This window comes from Collinsella aerofaciens (genome assembly GCF_015670745.1).
GTDB classification, from domain to species: Bacteria; Actinomycetota; Coriobacteriia; order Coriobacteriales; family Coriobacteriaceae; genus Collinsella; species Collinsella aerofaciens_T.
Genome location: NZ_JADPCH010000006.1, coordinates 64,585 through 83,090, shown reverse-complemented (window position 1 = coordinate 83,090; position 18,506 = coordinate 64,585). Strand labels below are relative to the sequence as shown.

Genomic DNA, 18,506 nt, shown 5'->3' with positions numbered 1-18,506 from the left:
GGAGCAGCCTCTCCCGCCGGCTCGACCTATCTGTCAACACGTACCGGTTACAGGTACTTGCGCCAATCGTCCTCGTCCTCATCATCCTCGGTAGCAGCCTGGGCCTGCTCGGCGGCGCGAGCTGCCGCAGCGCGAGCGGCAACCTGAGCATAGGACTCCTCGTTGCGCTCGGGGAAGTTTGCCAGCACGTGCTCGAACTTGGCAAAATCCTCATCCCAGCGCGTAGAAGGCACGGCAAAGAAGACTTGCTTGACCTTAAAGTCGCCCGACGCGAGCTCCTTGCGGAAGAGCTCGGCCACGGCCTCTGCGTCAAAGCCGTTGTTGTCGCAGCCCCAAGCACCCAGCACGAGCTTCTCGCGACCCAGCTCGTCGCAGATGGCAAGCACAAAGCGAATGCGGTCGCGCAGGGCATCCAGCAGAGCATCGTCGCTCACGCGATACTCCTGGCGGGCGCGCTTAACGTTGGGCGCGGCGGCCACGATCACGTCGGCGTATGCATGCACGTGGTTGCGGTCGAAGCGCACCGCAGGCACCACTAGGGCGCGGTTACGATAGAGCTCGCAGTTGATGTTGCGGCGACGGTTCTCGCCGTACCACTTACGCTGCTTATCGAGAACGTTGTACAGAAACGAATCGGCGCACAGCGTGGCCTCCTGGCCCAGATAACCCTGAATATAGCCACCGCCCGGGTTGGTGAACGAGGCAAAGGCGAGCACGGCCATGTCGCAGAACTGCGCATAGCCACGACCGTTGTCCAGGATGGCCTGCGTGGCGGAGGCATCGAGCACGGTGACCTCGGGCAGAGCCGGAGCGGGCTCCTCAGCAGGCGCGGACTCAGCTTCAGCGATTTCCTCGGCAGGCTCCTCGACGGGCTCGAGCGCTGCCTCGACCTCGGCAGCCTCCGCGCCCTCGACGTCCTCGGCAACCTGTTCTTCGGCGGCCACAGCAGTCTGAACCTTGGCCTTCATCGCCGCGACAAAGCCGGCAGGCATACCGTCAAACTCGCGAACACCGGCAAGCGAACGCTCGATATCCTTGGCGCACGCTTCGGACACAGTTGCCACGTGACGCTCGGCGGCCTTGGCACGGGCCTCGCGCTTGGGATTGTGCTGACCCGCTCGGTTGGACCTGCGGTTACGGTTCCTGTTGTCGACGTCTGCCATAAGTGGTCACCTTTCTCGGTCTCTGCCGCTATCGGCTTTTCCCATCCATGATACCCCGCCGCGTACAAAAAAGACGGCCCCGAAGGACCGCCTTTCGCATCGTTTTACCGTGTCCGGCAAGAAGCGTCGCAATGCCGCGCTTTAATCGCGACGGCCGAGGATGTTCAGAATACGCAGGAACACGTTGATAATGTCCACGAACAGATTGGACGCCATGAGCACGGCGTTGGGCAGCGTAGGCGGCACCGTCGTGGCAACATAGGTGTCGTAGCCAATAAAGCCGGCGAACACCACGATCACGATCAGGTCGGTGATGGACTGCGAAACGCCCATGAACATCAGCACGATCTCGACCAGAATCGTGGCAAGCAGGATGCCAAAACCAATGCCATACACACGCTGGAAAAACTTGGGGAACGTCACGCCCAAGGCGCCAAAGACAAAGGTGATGGCGGCCGTGGCGATAAAGGCAGTGTTGATAGTGGGCAGGTCATAGTTGGCAAGGCCAAACGACGCGGTCAGGCCAAAGGTGCTCGCAAAGATCACGTAACCCACGAGCGACAGGCCCACGGACTGCTTGCCCGCAGCAGCCGACATCATGACGATACCGACAATAGTCAGGATAAACGAGCCAAAGACCAGTGGCAAGGCGGCGCCGCTCATCATCATGCGGGTAAACGCCATGGTGCTCGTAAAGTAAGCACCGGCGCCCATGGCGCAAAAGCCCAAGAAAATGAGAGCAGACATGGCGAGATTGTACGCGCGCGGCGACATCTCCTTGGCGCGACTTGCGCCGGTCTCGATGGGGCCGTTCTGATAGCCCTGGATATCGTTCATACTTCGTCCTTTCAAAAAACGCAAGACAGCGCCGTAGTTGACAAGATTCCTGCCATTGTACCCGAATGCTGTACGTCCTTACCTGCGGCGCTCGCCCTCAAGCGTACGATCAAAGGCCCAGACCCACCAACGCATCACGTGCGCCTGCGAGCCGTCCGCCCGCTCGCGCGTCTGGTCCTCCAGATACAACTCGGTCGCGTGCCTGCCAAAACGCACCTTATAGGTTGCCGTACGGATGCCGTGAACCGTCAGGCCAAACCCAGTGGTCGAGACAATCTCGTCAATCGTAAAGCAACGACCGTCGACCCAGCAGACGGTGACCGGCACGACCTGTCCGCCCGCGAGGATGCGAGCCACGACGTCCACATACTGCTTGTGCACGCGCCGAGTTTTGCCATCTGTCTGTCGATATTCCATGCCTCCTATTATCGAACGCATGTTTGCATGTTGTAAAGCGAACAGACTGTGGTTTTGGAGTGTCGTAGTAATCGCACGTGTCCGCATGGCGTGTTAGCAAAAAGAACACCCGCGGTCAACAGGGCTAATATTCAATTTTAGTGCCAAAAAGTTCACTTCTCCCATCAGAACTCGGTAAAGAGACCCGCAGGAGGTGATACGATTTATCATGTTTTTGTAACGTGTCTGCAAACTTCGAGAAAGCCCATATATGGACGTAACGTTCTCAACCTTCCTCGGCCAAATTGTGTCGAACCCAGTCCTTGCCGTCACCGTGATCCTCGCGTTGGGCGCCATCTTCGTCAATGGATGGACCGACGCGCCCAACGCCATCGCGACCTGCGTCACTACGCGTTGCATGCCCGCCCGCGCCGCCATTCTCATGAGCGCCGCATTCAACTTCCTCGGCGTGCTCATCATGACGCACTTTAACGCGAGTGTCGCCAACACCATCTCACATATCGTCGACTTTGGCGGAAACAGCACCATGGCGCTCGCCTGCCTATGCGCGGCGCTGTTCTCCATCGTCGTCTACGGCGCCACAGCGTCGCGTTTTGGCATCCCCACCTCGCAAAGCCACAGCCTTATCGCCGGCCTGACCGGTGCCGCCATCGCCCTCGGCGGTGCGAGCAGCGTCAACGTCCACGAGTGGATGAAGGTCATCTACGGCCTAGCACTCTCCATCGGCCTGGGCTTTGTCATGGGCTGGGTCCTGTGCAAGCTCGTCTCGATCCTTTTCGCCGCCGCCAACAGGCGACGTGCCAATGTCTTCTTTAAATACGCTCAGATCGCGAGCGCTGCGGCCATGAGCTTTATGCACGGCGCGCAGGATGGACAGAAGTTCATCGGCGTGCTCTTTTTAGGCGTGGCCTTTGCCAGCGGCCAGACGAGCGTCGGCGATGCAGGCATCCCCATCTGGATTATGCTGCTGTGCTCGGCCACCATGGGTATCGGCACCAGCGTGGGCGGCGAGCGCATCATCAAGTCCGTCGGCCAGAGCATGGTTAAGCTCGAGAAGTATCAGGGCTTCTCCGCCGACCTCGCGGGCGCCGCGAACCTGCTACTTGCCACCCTTACCGGCATCCCCGTGTCCTCCACGCACATCAAAACCTGCGCCATTATGGGTGTCGGTGCCGTCAAGCGCCTTTCGGCCATCAACTTCGGCGTCGTCAAGGACATGATGTTCACCTGGTTCTTCACCTTCCCCGCCTGCGGACTCATCAGCTTTGTCATGGCCAAGCTGTTCATGATGTTCCTCTAGTCAAACCGAACGTCCATCTGGACCGCAACACTTCGCCCACCCGTCTTCGCCTCGAAAGGACCCACCCATGGCAAAGAAACCCGATTCGTTCTACTTTGACAACTACGTCGCCTGCGCCGACCTTGCTGTCCAGGCCGCAGAGTTGCTCATCAAGATTTTTGAGAACTTTGATCCCGCGCAGATCCACGACATGCTCGAGGAGATGCATGCGATTGAGCATGCGGCAGACAAGAAGCACCACGAGCTCGAAGACGCCCTGCTCACCGCCTTTATCACCCCGCTCGAGCGCGAGGATCTGGATCTGATGAGCTGCGCGCTCGACACCGTGCTCGACCGTATTGAGGGCGTCGTGCAGCGCGTCTACTTCACCAACATTCAGAGCATCCATCCCGACGCCATCGTCATCGCCCACAAGGTGACTGACGCCTGCCGCGCCATGAAAGACCTGATGGTCGAGCTTCCCAACTACCGCAAGTCCAAAACGCTGCGCGAGCTGGTCATCCAGATCAACACCATCGAGTCCGAGGCCGACGAGCTCTACATCAACGCCATGCGCAACCTGCACGTTAACGGCAAGGATCCGCTCGAGGTCATCGCTTGGCGTGACGTCTACGCCTTCCTGGAGTACTGCGCCGACTGCTGCGAGAATGTGGCCGATGTTGTGGATTCGATTGTCATGAAGAACAGTTAATTGGGGGTACGTGTCCCGGCGGTCGCGGGACCGGCCACTAATAACCTTTTTCACTCCGGCTGCAAGCAGAGTCGTTCAAAAGGTTATTAGTGGCCGGGCCCGCTCCCTTACGTACCACCATTGGGAACTTTGGCTGATAGTTATAGCGCAATGGGGGTTTGGCTGAAGGGACCTTTGGTATCCGTTCGGACACTTTGGCCCTCGATGAGCGTTTGGCTGATTGCTGCTTTGGGTACTGTTTGGGTTACTTTGGGTTTGTTTGATTTTTAATTGTTGGAGGGCTTGTATGTCTTATTTGGATCTGGCTCGGGGTCGGTATTCTTGTCGTGAATTTCAGGATCGTTCTGTTGAGCGGGCTGTGGTGGATGCCATTGTTGAGGCTGGGCGTATTGCTCCTTCTGCTTGTAATAATCATCCAACCCGCGTGATGGTGTTGGATACGCCTGAACTTCTGGAGAAGGCTGCTGCTTGTCAGCCTCGGTTTGCTCGTGATGGGTCTATCTTTGGCGCTCCGCTTATCTTCCTTATTTGCAGCGTTACCGATGATGCTTGGGTGCGCCCGTATGATCAGATGAACTCGAGTGCCATCGATACTTCGATCGTCTGCGATCAGATGATGATGGAGGCCACCGAGCAGGGCCTGGGAACGTGCTGGGTATGCCATTTTAAGCCTGAGGTGGCACAGGAGCAGTTCAATCTGCCCAAGGGCGTTTATCCCTATCACATGCTTGTCTGTGGCTATCCTGCCGACCACATCGCCGACCCCGAGCATCGCGAGGCCCGTACCATTCCCCTCTCCGACTTCCTCCTCAAGTAGATTTTGGGACATGCCCTAAAACCTATCCTTGACCGCTCACCGGTTCGCCGAGTTCTGCGCCACTATGTGCAGGGCTCGGTTTTTTATGTTGCGCGCCCCGGTACAGTCATAAAAAAGGACCCGCAAGCTGCGGGTCCTTTCTAGGCACTAAATTGTAGGCCGAATGTTAGTCCAGGTCGTCGGCAGCAAAGTTGTCGATCGGGGCGAAGGGATCGGCCACGGGGACAACCGGGTCAGCGACGGGTAGCGGCTCGGCGGGAACAGTCACCGCAGGAGAAGCGGCAGAACCGACCGGCGTGGAGGCCATGAGGTCGGCCGGGAAGGAGTTCTGGGCATCGTCCATGAAGTGCTGGATGAGCTTGAGATACTCGGCCTTGAACTCCTCACGAGAAGCCTTGAGACGATCGATCTCCTCGAGCTCGGCCTGCTTCTCGGTCAGAGCTTGGCGGATAACCTCGCGTGCCTTGGCGTCAGCCTCGTTGCGGATACGCTCAGCGTTCTCGTTGGCATCGTTGACGATGGTCTCAGCGGTCTGCTGGGCAGCGATCAGGGCAGCGGAAATCTGGCGCTCCTGAGCGGAGAAGTCAGGGGCGGGAGCAGCCACGGGGGCGGCAGGAACGGCCTGGACGGGGGCATCCTGAGCCTGGGCAAGCTGAGCCTGCGCATCGGCAAGCTGCTGCTCGGTAGCAGTCAGACGACCTTTAAGGTCGACGATCTTAGCAAGCATAGCGTCAACCTCGGAGGACAGCGTCTCCAAGAAGACGTCGACCTCGGCAGGATCGTAGCCACGCTTGGCCTCAGAGAAAGTCTGAGCCTGGATGTCTGCAGGGGTAATAGCCATAACAAGTCTCCTTTTTCATCGCCTTGGCGCCACACGCCCGACGTAAGTTACTAAGTCAGTTCTACACGAGTATACCTATAAGAAGCTGCAGAACCAGCCTCTGCACCAACTGCAAGGCAATAATCGCAACGACCGGCGAAAAATCGATACCGCCCATCGGCGGGATGAAACGACGGAACAGGTTAAGCCACGGACCGCACACGCTATCAAGCACCGCAGCAATATCCTGAAGCAAACCACCCTGCTTCATGGGAATCCACGTCATAAAGCAGTAGACGACAATGAGCGTGGAATAGAAGTTGAACAGCGTGTTGACCAGCTGGACGATAGTGTAGATGTTGATGGGAATCTCCTCGTCTTGTCTTTACTTAAGGTAGCCGTCGGCACGAAGCTTCTTGAGATCGGAATCTTTGACCTCGCAACCGGCGGGCAGCACCATGAACACGCGGTCGCCCACCTCCTTGACCGTGGCGCCCAGACCACAGGCAAAGCCATAAGAGAAGTCCAAGACGCGCTTGGCAACTTCGGTACGTACGCCCACAAAAATCAGTGCGACAGGCTGCTTGGTGCGAACGCGGCGCACCACGGTCTCCACGTCGTCATAGCTATCGGGGCGCAGGACATAGGCCGGCAGCTGCGGTGTGGCGTTGATGATATTGCTCGCATAGGCCGAGGCATCGCTCGGTGCAGGCGCGGGCGCAGCGACGGCACGGGCGCGGGTGTTCTCGGCGTAGCTCGACGGCGTGTCATAGGCACCAGGACGATAACCGCTCGCAACACTGTCCTGCGAGCGCGAAGGCGGGTTATACGTCGTAGCATGGCGGGAGTCATCGCCGACCAGCTGACCGGAGCGCGTATACACGGCAACCGACTCAGCTTCACCGCGGCGCGTCTGACCAAGCAGGCCGTTGCTCGGCTCGTCTTGGGTGTAGAAGCCCTCGCCCGAAGCACCGCTGTAGCCGTTGCCCTGATAACTATCGTCATAGCCGTCATCGTAGCCGTAGTCGTCGTCCTGGCCATAACCCTGGTCGTAACCCTGCTGGCCGCCCAGGTGCATCTTATTTTTAATCTCGTCAAGGAAGCCCATGGTTGTGTCCTCTCGCGGTTTAGTGCAGGCGCCCCGATAATCAGTGCGCACTTCAGAGCCTTATTTTACTGCAAACTCCGGGCTAAATACTACCCTGCCCAGGCGAACGAGCGTAGAGCCCTCCTCAAGGGCAGGCTCAAAGTCCTCGCTCATGCCGCAGGAAAGCTCAGGCAGGTTCAAATCGGGATGCGCCGCCTCCAGCTCATCCCTCAGCTCACGAAGCCCCGCAAAGGTGCGGCGTGCCACATCCTTATTCCCCCGGGGCGCCATAGTCATAAGCCCCTGCACGCAAATTCCCTCAAGTTCCGCAAGCTCACCCGCGGCGGCGCGAATCTCATCGGGCGAAAAGCCTCCCTTCGACTCCTCACCACTCACATTGACCTCAATGAGCACACGCTGGGGGCCGGCGAGCTCGCCTGCCTCAATCTTGCGGACAGCACGGCTCGAGATCGCCTGCGCCAGATGCAGCGAACCCACCGAGTGAATCAGCTCGGCTGAGCCCAGCACCGCATTGATCTTATTGGTCTGCAGGTTGCCGATCATATCGAAGCGCACCTCGGGCAGCTCCGGATGCTCCGCCAGACCCGTGAGCTTGCGAACCAGCTCCTGCGGGCGATTCTCGGCAAAATGGCGATACCCCGCCTGGATGGCGGCAACGGTCTCATCGACACCAACGGTCTTGGACACGGCAATGAGGCGCGCGGCGTCGTGGGGACGGCCTGCGCGATCGAGCGCCGCATAAAAACGTTCCAGAATCTGCTCGCGGCGAGCGCGCATCAAGTCCAAATAGTTATCCATTGCCAATCGCCTCCGCTGACAGCCAAACAAGTAGTCCCATGCTATCGCAAGAGCGCGGCCCCGCATGTGCAAGGCCGCGCTCACTTAGGTATTTACAATCTTTCGACGAACGGAATTACTTACTCCTCGTCGTCCTCGCCATCGTCCTCGTCCTCAAGATGATCGAGCAGGTAGCGAAGACCCTCGCTGACCTCGTTAGTGGGCACCTTGGCAACGTAGCGAGCGTCGACGGCGGGCCTCATGATAACACCCTCGCCCGAAGGCACGCGCATGCTCTCGAGCTCATCCTCATCAGTGCGGGCGATATCGCCGGCATTCATGCGCTGACCGGTCAGCAGGAAGGTCAGACGGCAGGCGGCATCGATGGAAATCGAGGCGATACGATCAAGGTAGCGCGAGACCATGATGGCGCGGCGCAGGTCATCGTAGTTGCTGTCGTCGTCCATAAACTCGCTGGCGTCCATGCGGTTAAAGGTACGGAAGAACTTCTCATAGGCAGCGTGCACCGGCTCGTCCTCGACGGCCAGGTTGCAGATGATGGACATGTCGTTGGCGACCAGAGCGGAGATCGAGGAACCAAGCACCTGGTAGACGGCCTCGGCCTCGGCATCAACCAAGGTCACAAGCTCCTGAGGCAGCGAGATATCGGCCTTGACCATGTGGCTGGCGGCACGGCAGATCTGACGGACCTTATCGGTCATGCGTTGCAGGTTAAAGTCGACGTAGATGATCGTCTGAAGCAGGCGGAAGTCGGAGGCGACCGGTGACTGCGTGGCGATCAGGTTGTAGCAGACGGCCTCCAGGTTGGCGCAGCGTGCGTCAATCGAAAGCGTGCGCTTCTTGGTCTTGGTGGCGAGCTTGCGGTCGTCGGTCACATAGGCCTTAACGGCATCGTGGAGGGCCAGATCGACGGCCTCGTAGATGCTCAGTATCTCGTGACGGGCCTCGATGAGCTGACGGGAAAACAGTTTGCGCATGGTTCACTCCAATCAGTTGGGTGCGGTCATGCCGCCCGCACAGTGAATACGCACCGGACCAGGTCCGATCGGATTGGGACTAGTCGCACCGATCAGCCAAAGCGGCCGGTGATATAGTCTTCCGTCCGCGAATCTACCGGGCTTGTGAAGATCGCGTCGGTTTGACCATACTCGATGAGCGTGGCGGGCTCGCCGGCAACTTCCTGCAAGAAGAATGCGGTGTAGTCGCTGATACGAGCTGCCTGCTGCATTGAATGCGTGACGATGATGATCGTCATCTCGGGCGCCAGCTCGGCCATCAGATCCTCAACCTTAGAGACGGACGTGGGGTCGATGGCGGAGCATGGCTCGTCCATCAGAAGGACATCGGGCTGCACCGCAAGCACGCGCGCGATGCACAGACGCTGCTGCTGACCGCCCGAGAGCGCCAAACCATCCTTGTTGAGCTGATTGGATACCTCTTTCCAGAGGTTGGCGCGTTTGAGCGATTCTTCCACGATGTCATCGAGGTCGCTTTTGCTAGTCACGCCCTGCAGACGAGGGCCAAAGGCGACATTCTCGTAGATGGATTTGGGAAACGGGTTGGGCTGCTGAAAGATCATGCCCACACGACGACGGAGGTCGACCGGGTCGACACCCTCGGCATAGATATCATTGCCGTCGAGCGTCATGGTGCCCGCGACGCGCGTACCCTCGATCAGATCATTCATGCGGTTGATGCAGCGCAAAAACGTCGACTTGCCGCAGCCCGAAGGGCCAATGAAGGAGGTGATGGCGTTTTTGGCGATGTTGAGGTCAAGCCCCGTCAGCGCATGAAAGTCACCGTACCAAAAGTTGAAATCCTTGGCCGTAATGGCCGCTTGCTCCAACGCGGGAGCGGACTGATAAACGGACATGGGACTCCTTAACTAGCGACGCTTGCGCGACAGGAAGCGCGCAAACAGGTTGAAGGCCAAAATGATCACCATCAGCAAGAGCGCGGTGCCGTAGGCTGCGTTCATGTTGATGCCGTCGTTGGCAAGCAGGTACAGGTGAACGGTCATGGGACGACCGGAATCGAGCGGCGAAATAGGTAGATTGATGGCCTGGCCCATGGTGTAGAGCACCACGGCGGTCTCGCCGATGGCACGGCCGATGGCAAGGACGATGCCCGTGGCAATGCGGCCAAAGGCCGAAGGAAGCACGATCTTGGAGACGACCTGCCACTTGGTAGCGCCCAGGCCGTACGCGCCCCAACGGATATAGCGCGGAACGGCGCGAATGGCTTCTTCGGTGGTGCGCATGACGATGGGAAGCATCAAGAGCGCGAGCGCCAGAGCGGCCGAGACCATCGAAAGGCCCAGGCCCATAGCCTCGACAAACAAGGCGTAGCCAAACAGGCCCATAACGATGGAGGGCACCGAGGCCAAAGCGTCAGCAGCGTAGCGAATGAGCTCGACGACCTTGCCCTGCTTGGCGTACTCGGCCAGATAGACGGCTGCCAGCACAGCGATCGGCGTGCAGATAAGCATGGCGAACGCCGTCACGTAGACGGTCGAGACGATCGTGGGCCAAATTCCGCCCTCGGCGTTGACGCCCTGGGGCCAACCGAAGATAAAGTCGAGCGAGATGTGTGGCAGGCCGTTGATGACCACGTAGGCGATGATAGCGACCAGCACCAGCGTGGTGATGTAGGCAGCGGCACGAAACACGCCAAGCATGATCTTGTTGGACAGGTCCTTGTTGATGCGGCCCTTCTTGCCGTGGGAAAGGGCACGCTTGATGCGCTCGCGCGACGAGGTCGTATCGACCGTCGTGTCAACGGAATCGGACATAGCCTACCCCCTCTTCTTCTTGGAAATCAGACGGACGATGCCCACCAGCGTGGCGGAGATGATAAACAGGACCACACCCATGCCGAACAGCGCCGAGCGGTGCAGACCCGAGGAATAGCTCATGTCGAGCGCAATCTGGCTCGTGAGCGTCGAGATGGGGCTCGCAATGCTGTCGGGAATAACCGGGGCGTTACCTACGACCATGAGCACGGCCATGGTCTCGCCGATGGCACGGCCCATACCCAGCACGATGGCATCAACGATACCCAGCTTGGCGGCAGGTAACACGACCTTATAGATGGTCTGCCACTTGGTGGCGCCCATGGCATACGATGCCTCGCGAATGCCCATGGGAATGGAATTGAGAGCATCGATGGTGAGCGTGGTGATGGTAGGGACGATCATGATGGCGAGCACAAACCACGCCGTCAGCGCACCAAAACCAAGGCCGCCGGTCAGTTGTGCGATAAACGGGCGGATGATGATCATGCCAAAGAAGCCGTAGATGATGGAGGGTATGCCCGCCAGCAGGTCAACGGCGGGGCTGATGAGCTTGCGCACGCGCTTGCTGGCAATCTCGACCAGGTAAACGGCCGTACCCACGCCCAGCGGCACGCCCATGGCGAGCGCACCGACGGTCACCAGACCCGAGCCGGCAAGCAGCGACAAGATGCCGTAGTGGCCCTCGGAAGGCGCCCACGTAAAGCTAAAGAAGTCCGCCAGACCGATGTCAGTAAAGACGGGCAGCGCCGAGTACGTGGTAAAGACAAAAATCAGGATGACGGTAACGACCGCCAAGAACGCGCAAGCAAAGAAGATCCACTGCAGCGCCTTCTCCTTGATATAGGTACTGCGCGATACGAGCGCCAGCTCGCGCTTCTTGGGCGTCTGAACATTCTGCTCAGTCTGGGAGTTTTCCTGTGCTTCCATGCTACTCACTCCCCTTCTCGTCGTTGGTGACGGGAATAAAGCCCGCCTCGCGAATCTGCTTGTCCATCTTTTCGGACGTCACATAGTCGATGTAATCCTGCGCCTGCTGCGAAGGCGCACCCTTCACAAAGAAGTAAAGGTCGCGCGAGATGGGATAGCCGCCACTCGCGACCGTCTTCTCGGACGCCTCAACATGATTGACCGAGACGGCCTTGACCGAGGTATTGGCGTTGAGGCTATCGACGAAGCCCAGTGAAATGTAGCCGATGGCCCCACGCGAACGAGATACCACGTCGCGCACCTGGCCCGTACCCGAAAGAACAGCCGAGCGGCGATCGAACGGCGTGCCATCCATCACGATGGTACGGAAGGCCTCGCGCGTACCGGACGCCTCGTCTCGGTTGATGACCTGAATCCTCAGGTCCTCGCCACCGACCTCTTTCCAATTGGTAATCTTGCCGGCGTAGATATCACGGAGCTGCTCGGTCGAGAGGTTATCGACGGGGTTGTCGTCGTTCACGATGACCGCAATACCGTCGTGGGCAATGACGATGGGAGTCAGGCCCAGATCCTGTTCGTCGGCATTGAGCCCACGGGAGGAGCTGGCGATATCGGCCGTGCCGGCGCTGACGGCCTCGATCCCAGCGGAAGAACCCAAACCGGAAACGAGCACGTCGATGCCGGTCTCCTCCTTAAAGCCCTCGGCCGCAATCTCGGCGATAGGAAGGCAGGTCGTGGAGCCGGCCACGGTAATGGAAGAGGTAGAAGATCCCGAAGAACAGGCGCACAGCGTAAGCGTAAGCACAGCGGCGCTCAGGACCGATACGATCTTTCTCATAGCATCACGCCGATCGCAGCATGGCGCCCACAGGTGCCGTCCTCGTTACGGTAGGAATAAAAGCGGTCGTTCTGACGCACGGTCGAAAGCTGGGTATCCACGATATTATCCGCGTCGACACCGACATCTACCAGCGCCTCGCGAATGGCAGCGGAAAGATCGAGCATGCGAGAGGTATTCGCATCGATGCAAGAGAACTCGGCGGCAAAGCGATCCATGAGTTCCTGGGATACCTCATATTCGTCACCCAAGATATGGGGGCCGATATAGGCGGAAACGTCGCTCGCATCGCAACCGGCAGCATCGCAAAGCGCCTGGCACGCCTTGGCGGAAATACGTGCAATCGTGCCCTTCCAACCGGAGTGCACCACGGCAAATCCGCCGGGGGCCACCAGCACCACGGGAACGCAGTCGGCAAAGCAGAGCAGCACGGGCACGTTATGCGCCGTGCAGACGATGGCATCACAGCCCTCGGCAATCTGCTCGCGAACGTCCTCAAGGTCATCGGCGCCGTTCGAGGTCACCGCAACGATATGATCACCATGGACCTGATTGGGAACGAGCAGGTTGTGCTCGCACTCGGCGGCACCCATAGCCTCGAGCGCACGACGACGATTTTCTTGAACAGCAAAGGGGTCATCGCCAACATGCGAGCCCAAGTTGAGTGAGGAGTACGCATCTTCGGAAACGCCACCGGCACGCTCGGTGAAGGCAAAGCGAACATCGGATGTCGCGCCCTCCACCAACGTAACTCCATCATGGTCGACACGCGAAACTTTGTCCGCACGTGCTGCCATACTAAAGCCTCCTAATAACACAAGTACCGCGGCATCGCCGCTACAGCCCGCGTTTATACGGCTGTCATACTTCTCTAAAAGGATACCTGCTGCGCTGGAGGCAATCGTAAAGGGAACGTAAAGAGATTGGAGGTTCTAGTTTACAAAGTCGAAATAAAAAGGGCGCGTCCATACGGACACGCCCCTGTGCACAACAATGCAAAGAACGACTTAGAAGCTACCGCGCTTCAGGAAGTCGGGAAGCTCGAACTGATCGTTGCCGAAGTTAGGAAGCTCGGTGCCACCGACGTTGCGGGTCGGAGCGGCCTGAGCCGGGCTCGTGGCAGGAGCGGTGCGCTGCGGCTCAGCGGAGGCAGCGGCCTTGCTCTGAGACTGCTGAGCAGCAAAGAGCTCGTCCTGACGGTTGACGTTGGAGTCGGAGAAGCCCGTAGCGATGACGGTGATACGCACCTGATCGCCCAGGGACTCGTCGACAACGGTACCGAAGATGATGTTGGCCTCGGGGTCGACGGCGTTGGCGACAACGTCGGCGGCGTCGCTGATCTCCTGGATGCCCAGGTCCTTGGAACCGGCGATGGAGAGCAGCACGCGCGTGGCGCCATCGATGGAACTCTCGAGCAGCGGGCTGGAGATGGCCTGCTGGGCAGCGTCGACGGCACGGGTGTCCCCAGAAGAGGTACCGATACCCATCATGGCGGTACCGGCCTGCTTCATGATGGTCTTAACATCGGCGAAGTCCAGGTTGATGATACCGGGGACGGTGATGAGGTCGGTGATGCCCTGGGTGCCCTGGGAAAGGACGCCATCGGCAATCGCGAAGGCCTCGAGCATGGTGGTCTTCTTCTCGGCGATGTCGAGCAGCTTATCGTTAGGGATGACGATCATGGTGTCGACGCAATCGGAGAGGGTCTTAATGCCCTCCTCGGCGCTCTTCTTGCGCTTGCGGCCCTCGAAGGTGAAGGGCTTGGTCACGACGGCGACGGTCAGCGCACCGACCTCGTTCATCGCGATATCGGCAACGATGGGAGCAGCGCCGGTACCGGTGCCACCGCCCTCGCCGCAGGTGATGAACACCATGTCGGCGCCAGCGAGCGCCTCGGCAATGTCGTCGCGGGACTCATCGGCAGCCTTGCGGCCAACCTCGGGGTTGGCGCCGGCGCCCAGGCCGCGGGTAAGGTCGGTGCCGATGTGCACCTTGATATCGGCATCAGAGATCGCGAGTGCCTGAGCATCGGTGTTGATGGCAACAAACTCGACGCCGCGGATGCCCTCTTCGATCATTCGATTGACCGCGTTGGTACCGCCGCCGCCGACGCCGACCACCTTAATGACGGCAAGGTAGTTGTTGATCTCTGTCTCGTGCATGTCGGTCCTCCGAACAAAGGTTATAGCCATAGCATGGGTCGACCCCTGCGCACATTAACCTTCAGGTTGAAAGTAAATGCAAAGGTAAACCGTATTATGTTTGCACATTATGAACGTATCAGTCAAATAATTGACCGTGAAAACCAAACAAACCAGATAAACGGCGTGGTATGGCCCCTCAACAAAGCATCAACCAGCGCTACGAGGTCGGAGCGTTCCTAAATGTATAGTTACCCGGAGAGCGCACATTGATATACGTTACGCCCTCTACCTGCGAAAGCAGCTTGGTGACTACGCGCTCCTTCTTGACGATATCGTTCGAATCGCCCAGCGACACCTCAATGCCGTTATTGAGGTTTGCCGAGATGGCTTCGACCGAAGGCGTGGAAATATCCTTGACTTGTCCCAAGAACTCGCTCGAAAAACCACGCACATAATCCAAGCCAGCCTTAACGGCCTTGGAGCTCACCGCCTGGCCGGAAACCGGAGCGACATCCGCCGAGACATCAGTCAACAACACCGCGCCATAGTGCTTAGCGAGCGCCAGCGCGGCATCAATGCCGGTCAGGGTATTTGAGCCCTGCCCTGTCGTGATGACGTTGCCCTGGCCATCCACTTCGACCGACGTCGACAGCGGGGCGATCCAGGTGTCATCATCCCCGATGGCCCAGGCAAGGTCATCGGAGCTGATATAGGCAATTGCGATGACCTTGCGCTCCATAGGCGTAATGATGAGCGTATGCGGGAACTGGCGCTGGACATCCACGCCCGAGACCCACGGGTTCTGCTTGAGGTCCTCGGTAATCTGGTCGGGATCGACGTTAAAAAGCGACGTTCCCTCGGGCAAATCGATCAGCTGGATAGCATCGTGCTTCGTCACATGCTCGCTGCCTTGAATCTGAATATCAGTGGCGGTAAACAATCCAGAGTTGATCACCACGACGGCAACGACGACGAGCACGGCCAAGACGGCCAGAACGCCGCCCACGATTTTGCCTTTGCCTGTAACGAGAGAAGCGGCGTCTGACGTTTTATTTGCCATCGCCCCAAGTGAAGACAACGGGTTGACGCCTTTTTTACCCGAAGGCTTCTTGGCGGTAGCCGGCACCGATGTCAGCGAGCGCGGTTTCGATGCGCCCAGCGTGCGACCCGGACGCGCCGCCTTAGTTCCCGTCGAGGGCTTAGGAGTTGCCATGGGACGGGCAGGCTTGGCGCCCATAACAGGCTTTGACGTCACCGAGGGACGCGAGGACTTTTTTGCGGCCGGACGATTACCGAGCTGAGAGCCGACGACCGGACGACTGGTCTGTCGAGCATGCCCGACAGACTTAGAGTGCGCGACGGTATTGCGTTGAGGTTTGGCAGGCGCGCCGGAACGCCCTCCGGCGCGGCGGAAGGTGGGTTTCGATGCTCTAGAAGCCGAGGAATTTAACTTCCGGTCTGAGCTCGATGCCATACGCCTCCCTCACCTTTCCGTGCACATGTCTGATAACCGCGGCAACGTCATCGGCCGAGGCGGTTCCGTTATTAACGATAAAATTAGCGTGAACGGGCGAAACTTCCGCGCCGCCAATCGAAAAACCCTTTAATCCACAATCCTCGATAAGCTTGCCCACACTCGCATCGGGCGGGTTGCGAAAGACCGACCCGCAGGATGCGCGACCCATGGGCTGCGTACGCTTGCGCCTCGTCAGGTACCGCTCCATGCGCTCGCGAATGTCGGCCTTGGGCGCCGGTTTAAGCTTGAGCACGCACTCGAGGATAATCTCATTGCGGGGAAGACTACATTCGCGGTAGCCCCAAGTGATCTCGGACCCCGCATAATGCTTGATACCGGATGCCGGGTCAAACGTTACGACATCCTCAACCAGCGAGCCAATCCACTCGGTCCGTGTGCCTGCATTCATAGATATCGCACCGCCAACCGAGCCAGGGATGCCAACGGCAAACTCAAGGCCCGAGAGGCTACGCGACAGGGCATCGTTGACCAGGCGCGCAAACATCACGCCCGCACCGACCGTCAGCGTACAACCGTCATCGGCAACAACCGTGCGCTGAAACTCACGTCCGAGCGAAATGACGGCACCGCGATAACCGCCATCGGCAACCAGCAGATTGGAGCCCTTGCCGATGATGACCCACGGCACCTGCTCGCGATCGAGCACCGCCACGGCGCGGCGGAGGGCATGATAGCTATGGCACGTCACAAAGAGGTCGGCCTTGCCGCCGATACGATAGCTCGTATGACGCGCAAGGCGCTCGTCCTCGATCACATCCGTGTCGATCATGCCCGAGAGCGCCATGACGGCGTTAAACAGACCCATTAGACTTAAGCGTCTTTCTTGGCAGTCAGATACTCGATAAACTCGGGACCGACGGTCGTAACGTCACCGGCACCCATTGTGAGCAGCAGGTCGCCCTCGCCCACCATCTGCTCGAGCTCCTGATTGAGCTCAAGACGGCTGGAGCAGTACACGACCTCCTTGCCAGGATGCTTGGCGCGCACGGTATCGGCGAGCATCTTAGAGGTGACACCCGGAATGGGCATCTCGCCAGCCGAGAACACATCAATCAGCAGCAGTTTATCGGCATTGGCAAATGCATCGGCAAAGTCGTCGCACAGGGCCTGCAGGCGCGAATAGCGATGCGGCTGGAACACGACGTCAACGTGCTTGTAGCCCAGCGACGAAGCGGCAGCAAGCGTCGCCTTGATCTCGGTGGGGTGATGGCCGTAATCATCGACCACGGTGATGCCATCGATATCGCCCACGTGGGTAAAGCGACGGCGGACGCCCTCAAAGCTCGAGAGCGCCTTGGCGGCGGCGTCGATGTCAAGGCCCAGGACATGGGCGACGGTGAGCACCGCCGTGGCGTTGAGCATGTTGTGGCGACCGGGATTGCTCTTGATCTCCACAGCGTGCTCAGTGCCGTCCTCAAAGCGAACGATAAAGTCGCTCTGGATGCCCTTGACATCCGGGTGCATGCAGACGATGTCGTTGCTCTCGGCAAAGCCGTAGGAAAGCACGTGACGGTCCGTCGACTTGGCGAGCTCGACCAGATGCGGGTCCTCACCGCAGACGATGACGGTGCCGTCCTCGCCCACCAGGCTCATGAATTTGGCGAAAGTTGCCTCGATCTCCTCGATACCCGAGTAGTGATCGAGGTGGTCGGCCTCGACGTTGGTCACAATGACCACGTTGGGGTTCAGGAACAGGAAGGAGCTGTCGGACTCGTCGGCCTCGGCGACAAAGTAGTCGCCCGAGCCGTTCTTGCCGTTCGTGTCATAGCCCTCGACGATGCCACCGATCAGGAAGCTCGGATCCAGACCCATGCGGTCGAGCATGGTGGCGCACATCGAAGACGTGGTGGTCTTGCCATGCGTGCCGGCAACAGCGACGGTGGTGTAGCCGTGGCCCAAAGCAGAGAGCATCTTGGCACGGGGCCACACGGGAATACCAAGCTCGCGAGCGCGCACGAGTTCAGGGTTGGACTCCGGAATAGCGGTGGAGACAACAACCACGTCGGGCTTGACCTCGTCGATCGTGGCGGCCTCATGGCCCACATGCACCTTCACACCAGCGCGGGTAAGCTGGCGGATATAACGTGACGTCTTAAGGTCGGAGCCGGTAACGGCATAACCGCGCTCGTGCAGAACGAGGGCGATGCCGCTCATGCCGGCGCCGCCGATACCGATAAAGTGGGCGCTCTTAAACTCGGGCGCGGAGGTTGCAGTCTGGGAATCAGCCATGTGCTCGTGTACTCCTTGCGTAAACACTGCCTGTAACCCGTTAACTGTACCGCACCTACCGCATCAGCGCGAGGGCGACCGACGAT

The 18,506-nt window shown here is 59.1% G+C and carries 20 protein-coding genes; 3 read left to right on the top strand and 17 right to left on the bottom strand.

Annotated elements, in window-relative coordinates; translation table 11 throughout:
- Nucleotides 1–47: 47 nt before the first annotated feature.
- The 3 genes from I4W07_RS03610 to I4W07_RS03600 form a co-directional block, all read right to left on the bottom strand.
- The gene (locus I4W07_RS03610) at nucleotides 48–1,163 is read right to left on the bottom strand and encodes a TIGR02452 family protein (RefSeq protein WP_196025637.1); all 1,116 of its coding nucleotides are present in this window, start codon (nucleotides 1,161–1,163) and stop codon (nucleotides 48–50) included.
- 141 nt (nucleotides 1,164–1,304) lie between these two features.
- Nucleotides 1,305–2,000 (bottom strand): Bax inhibitor-1 family protein, encoded by a 696-nt coding sequence (locus I4W07_RS03605; RefSeq protein WP_196025636.1) that lies wholly within the window; start codon nucleotides 1,998–2,000, stop codon nucleotides 1,305–1,307.
- Between the two features lie 78 nt (nucleotides 2,001–2,078).
- On the bottom strand, nucleotides 2,079–2,417 hold the full coding sequence (locus tag I4W07_RS03600) for a hypothetical protein (RefSeq protein WP_196025635.1): 339 nt from the start codon (nucleotides 2,415–2,417) through the stop codon (nucleotides 2,079–2,081).
- Nucleotides 2,418–2,667: 250 nt separating this feature from the next.
- On the opposite strand from I4W07_RS03600, the gene I4W07_RS03595 reads away from it, so the two are divergent.
- The 3 genes from I4W07_RS03595 (at nucleotide 2,668) to I4W07_RS03585 (ending at nucleotide 5,225) form a co-directional block, all read left to right on the top strand.
- Nucleotides 2,668–3,717 (top strand): inorganic phosphate transporter, encoded by a 1,050-nt coding sequence (locus tag I4W07_RS03595; protein WP_006234237.1) that lies wholly within the window; start codon nucleotides 2,668–2,670, stop codon nucleotides 3,715–3,717.
- A gap of 67 nt (nucleotides 3,718–3,784) precedes the next feature.
- Entirely contained in the window at nucleotides 3,785–4,408 is a 624-nt protein-coding gene (locus I4W07_RS03590) for a DUF47 domain-containing protein (protein ID WP_117655140.1), read from the top strand.
- A 286-nt stretch (nucleotides 4,409–4,694) separates the two neighbouring features.
- Nucleotides 4,695–5,225 carry a nitroreductase family protein gene (locus I4W07_RS03585; RefSeq protein ID WP_196025634.1) on the top strand — a complete coding sequence of 177 codons (531 nt, stop codon included), beginning with the start codon at nucleotides 4,695–4,697 and terminating at the stop codon, nucleotides 5,223–5,225.
- Between the two features lie 166 nt (nucleotides 5,226–5,391).
- On the opposite strand, the gene I4W07_RS03580 is transcribed toward I4W07_RS03585, so the two are convergent.
- From I4W07_RS03580 to murC, 14 genes are all read right to left on the bottom strand, one after another.
- The gene (locus I4W07_RS03580; protein ID WP_196025633.1) at nucleotides 5,392–6,066 is read right to left on the bottom strand and encodes a DivIVA domain-containing protein; all 675 of its coding nucleotides are present in this window, start codon (nucleotides 6,064–6,066) and stop codon (nucleotides 5,392–5,394) included.
- 61 nt (nucleotides 6,067–6,127) lie between these two features.
- Nucleotides 6,128–6,373, bottom strand: coding sequence for a YggT family protein (locus I4W07_RS03575; RefSeq protein WP_227790178.1), 246 nt, complete (start codon nucleotides 6,371–6,373; stop codon nucleotides 6,128–6,130).
- 57 nt (nucleotides 6,374–6,430) lie between these two features.
- Nucleotides 6,431–7,153 (bottom strand): cell division protein SepF, encoded by a 723-nt coding sequence (locus tag I4W07_RS03570; RefSeq protein ID WP_196025632.1) that lies wholly within the window; start codon nucleotides 7,151–7,153, stop codon nucleotides 6,431–6,433.
- A 60-nt stretch (nucleotides 7,154–7,213) separates the two neighbouring features.
- Nucleotides 7,214–7,951 carry a YggS family pyridoxal phosphate-dependent enzyme gene (locus tag I4W07_RS03565; protein WP_089571590.1) on the bottom strand — a complete coding sequence of 246 codons (738 nt, stop codon included), beginning with the start codon at nucleotides 7,949–7,951 and terminating at the stop codon, nucleotides 7,214–7,216.
- A 119-nt stretch (nucleotides 7,952–8,070) separates the two neighbouring features.
- Nucleotides 8,071–8,928: a phosphate signaling complex PhoU family protein gene (locus tag I4W07_RS03560; protein WP_196025631.1), complete on the bottom strand. Its 858-nt coding sequence runs from the start codon at nucleotides 8,926–8,928 to the stop codon at nucleotides 8,071–8,073.
- Between the two features lie 92 nt (nucleotides 8,929–9,020).
- The gene (gene pstB, locus I4W07_RS03555) at nucleotides 9,021–9,824 is read right to left on the bottom strand and encodes a phosphate ABC transporter ATP-binding protein PstB (RefSeq protein WP_196025630.1); all 804 of its coding nucleotides are present in this window, start codon (nucleotides 9,822–9,824) and stop codon (nucleotides 9,021–9,023) included.
- Between the two features lie 12 nt (nucleotides 9,825–9,836).
- On the bottom strand, nucleotides 9,837–10,742 hold the full coding sequence (pstA, locus tag I4W07_RS03550; protein WP_196025629.1) for a phosphate ABC transporter permease PstA: 906 nt from the start codon (nucleotides 10,740–10,742) through the stop codon (nucleotides 9,837–9,839).
- A gap of 3 nt (nucleotides 10,743–10,745) precedes the next feature.
- On the bottom strand, nucleotides 10,746–11,672 hold the full coding sequence (gene pstC, locus I4W07_RS03545; RefSeq protein ID WP_006234251.1) for a phosphate ABC transporter permease subunit PstC: 927 nt from the start codon (nucleotides 11,670–11,672) through the stop codon (nucleotides 10,746–10,748).
- Nucleotide 11,673: 1 nt separating this feature from the next.
- Nucleotides 11,674–12,510 carry a phosphate ABC transporter substrate-binding protein gene (locus I4W07_RS03540; protein WP_196025628.1) on the bottom strand — a complete coding sequence of 279 codons (837 nt, stop codon included), beginning with the start codon at nucleotides 12,508–12,510 and terminating at the stop codon, nucleotides 11,674–11,676.
- Complete coding sequence (locus I4W07_RS03535; RefSeq protein WP_138374476.1) at nucleotides 12,507–13,307, bottom strand: purine nucleoside phosphorylase YfiH/LACC1 family protein; 801 nt, start codon at nucleotides 13,305–13,307, stop codon at nucleotides 12,507–12,509. Before I4W07_RS03535 ends, I4W07_RS03540 begins: the two co-directional genes overlap by 4 nt.
- A 210-nt stretch (nucleotides 13,308–13,517) precedes the next feature.
- Complete coding sequence (gene ftsZ / locus I4W07_RS03530; RefSeq protein WP_022094491.1) at nucleotides 13,518–14,672, bottom strand: cell division protein FtsZ; 1,155 nt, start codon at nucleotides 14,670–14,672, stop codon at nucleotides 13,518–13,520.
- 199 nt (nucleotides 14,673–14,871) lie between these two features.
- Nucleotides 14,872–15,867 carry a cell division protein FtsQ/DivIB gene (locus tag I4W07_RS03525; RefSeq protein ID WP_230317456.1) on the bottom strand — a complete coding sequence of 332 codons (996 nt, stop codon included), beginning with the start codon at nucleotides 15,865–15,867 and terminating at the stop codon, nucleotides 14,872–14,874.
- A gap of 217 nt (nucleotides 15,868–16,084) precedes the next feature.
- Entirely contained in the window at nucleotides 16,085–16,996 is a 912-nt protein-coding gene (murB, locus tag I4W07_RS03520) for a UDP-N-acetylmuramate dehydrogenase (protein WP_006234257.1), read from the bottom strand.
- 5 nt (nucleotides 16,997–17,001) lie between these two features.
- Complete coding sequence (gene murC, locus I4W07_RS03515; protein ID WP_196025627.1) at nucleotides 17,002–18,420, bottom strand: UDP-N-acetylmuramate--L-alanine ligase; 1,419 nt, start codon at nucleotides 18,418–18,420, stop codon at nucleotides 17,002–17,004.
- Nucleotides 18,421–18,506: the final 86 nt, after the last annotated feature.

Coding starts and splice junctions, on each gene's coding strand:
- murB (WP_006234257.1), bottom strand. CDS start 16,996: ATGGGTCTGTTTAACGCCGTCATGGCGCTCTCGGGCATGATCGACACG.
- I4W07_RS03590 (WP_117655140.1), top strand. CDS start 3,785: ATGGCAAAGAAACCCGATTCGTTCTACTTTGACAACTACGTCGCCTGC.
- I4W07_RS03570 (WP_196025632.1), bottom strand. CDS start 7,153: ATGGGCTTCCTTGACGAGATTAAAAATAAGATGCACCTGGGCGGCCAG.
- I4W07_RS03540 (WP_196025628.1), bottom strand. CDS start 12,510: ATGAGAAAGATCGTATCGGTCCTGAGCGCCGCTGTGCTTACGCTTACG.
- I4W07_RS03580 (WP_196025633.1), bottom strand. CDS start 6,066: ATGGCTATTACCCCTGCAGACATCCAGGCTCAGACTTTCTCTGAGGCC.
- pstC (WP_006234251.1), bottom strand. CDS start 11,672: ATGGAAGCACAGGAAAACTCCCAGACTGAGCAGAATGTTCAGACGCCC.
- ftsZ (WP_022094491.1), bottom strand. CDS start 14,672: ATGCACGAGACAGAGATCAACAACTACCTTGCCGTCATTAAGGTGGTC.
- pstB (WP_196025630.1), bottom strand. CDS start 9,824: ATGTCCGTTTATCAGTCCGCTCCCGCGTTGGAGCAAGCGGCCATTACG.
- I4W07_RS03525 (WP_230317456.1), bottom strand. CDS start 15,867: ATGGCAACTCCTAAGCCCTCGACGGGAACTAAGGCGGCGCGTCCGGGT.
- I4W07_RS03605 (WP_196025636.1), bottom strand. CDS start 2,000: ATGAACGATATCCAGGGCTATCAGAACGGCCCCATCGAGACCGGCGCA.
- I4W07_RS03600 (WP_196025635.1), bottom strand. CDS start 2,417: ATGGAATATCGACAGACAGATGGCAAAACTCGGCGCGTGCACAAGCAG.
- murC (WP_196025627.1), bottom strand. CDS start 18,420: ATGGCTGATTCCCAGACTGCAACCTCCGCGCCCGAGTTTAAGAGCGCC.
- I4W07_RS03560 (WP_196025631.1), bottom strand. CDS start 8,928: ATGCGCAAACTGTTTTCCCGTCAGCTCATCGAGGCCCGTCACGAGATA.
- I4W07_RS03610 (WP_196025637.1), bottom strand. CDS start 1,163: ATGGCAGACGTCGACAACAGGAACCGTAACCGCAGGTCCAACCGAGCG.
- I4W07_RS03535 (WP_138374476.1), bottom strand. CDS start 13,307: ATGGCAGCACGTGCGGACAAAGTTTCGCGTGTCGACCATGATGGAGTT.
- pstA (WP_196025629.1), bottom strand. CDS start 10,742: ATGTCCGATTCCGTTGACACGACGGTCGATACGACCTCGTCGCGCGAG.
- I4W07_RS03595 (WP_006234237.1), top strand. CDS start 2,668: ATGGACGTAACGTTCTCAACCTTCCTCGGCCAAATTGTGTCGAACCCA.
- I4W07_RS03565 (WP_089571590.1), bottom strand. CDS start 7,951: ATGGATAACTATTTGGACTTGATGCGCGCTCGCCGCGAGCAGATTCTG.
- I4W07_RS03585 (WP_196025634.1), top strand. CDS start 4,695: ATGTCTTATTTGGATCTGGCTCGGGGTCGGTATTCTTGTCGTGAATTT.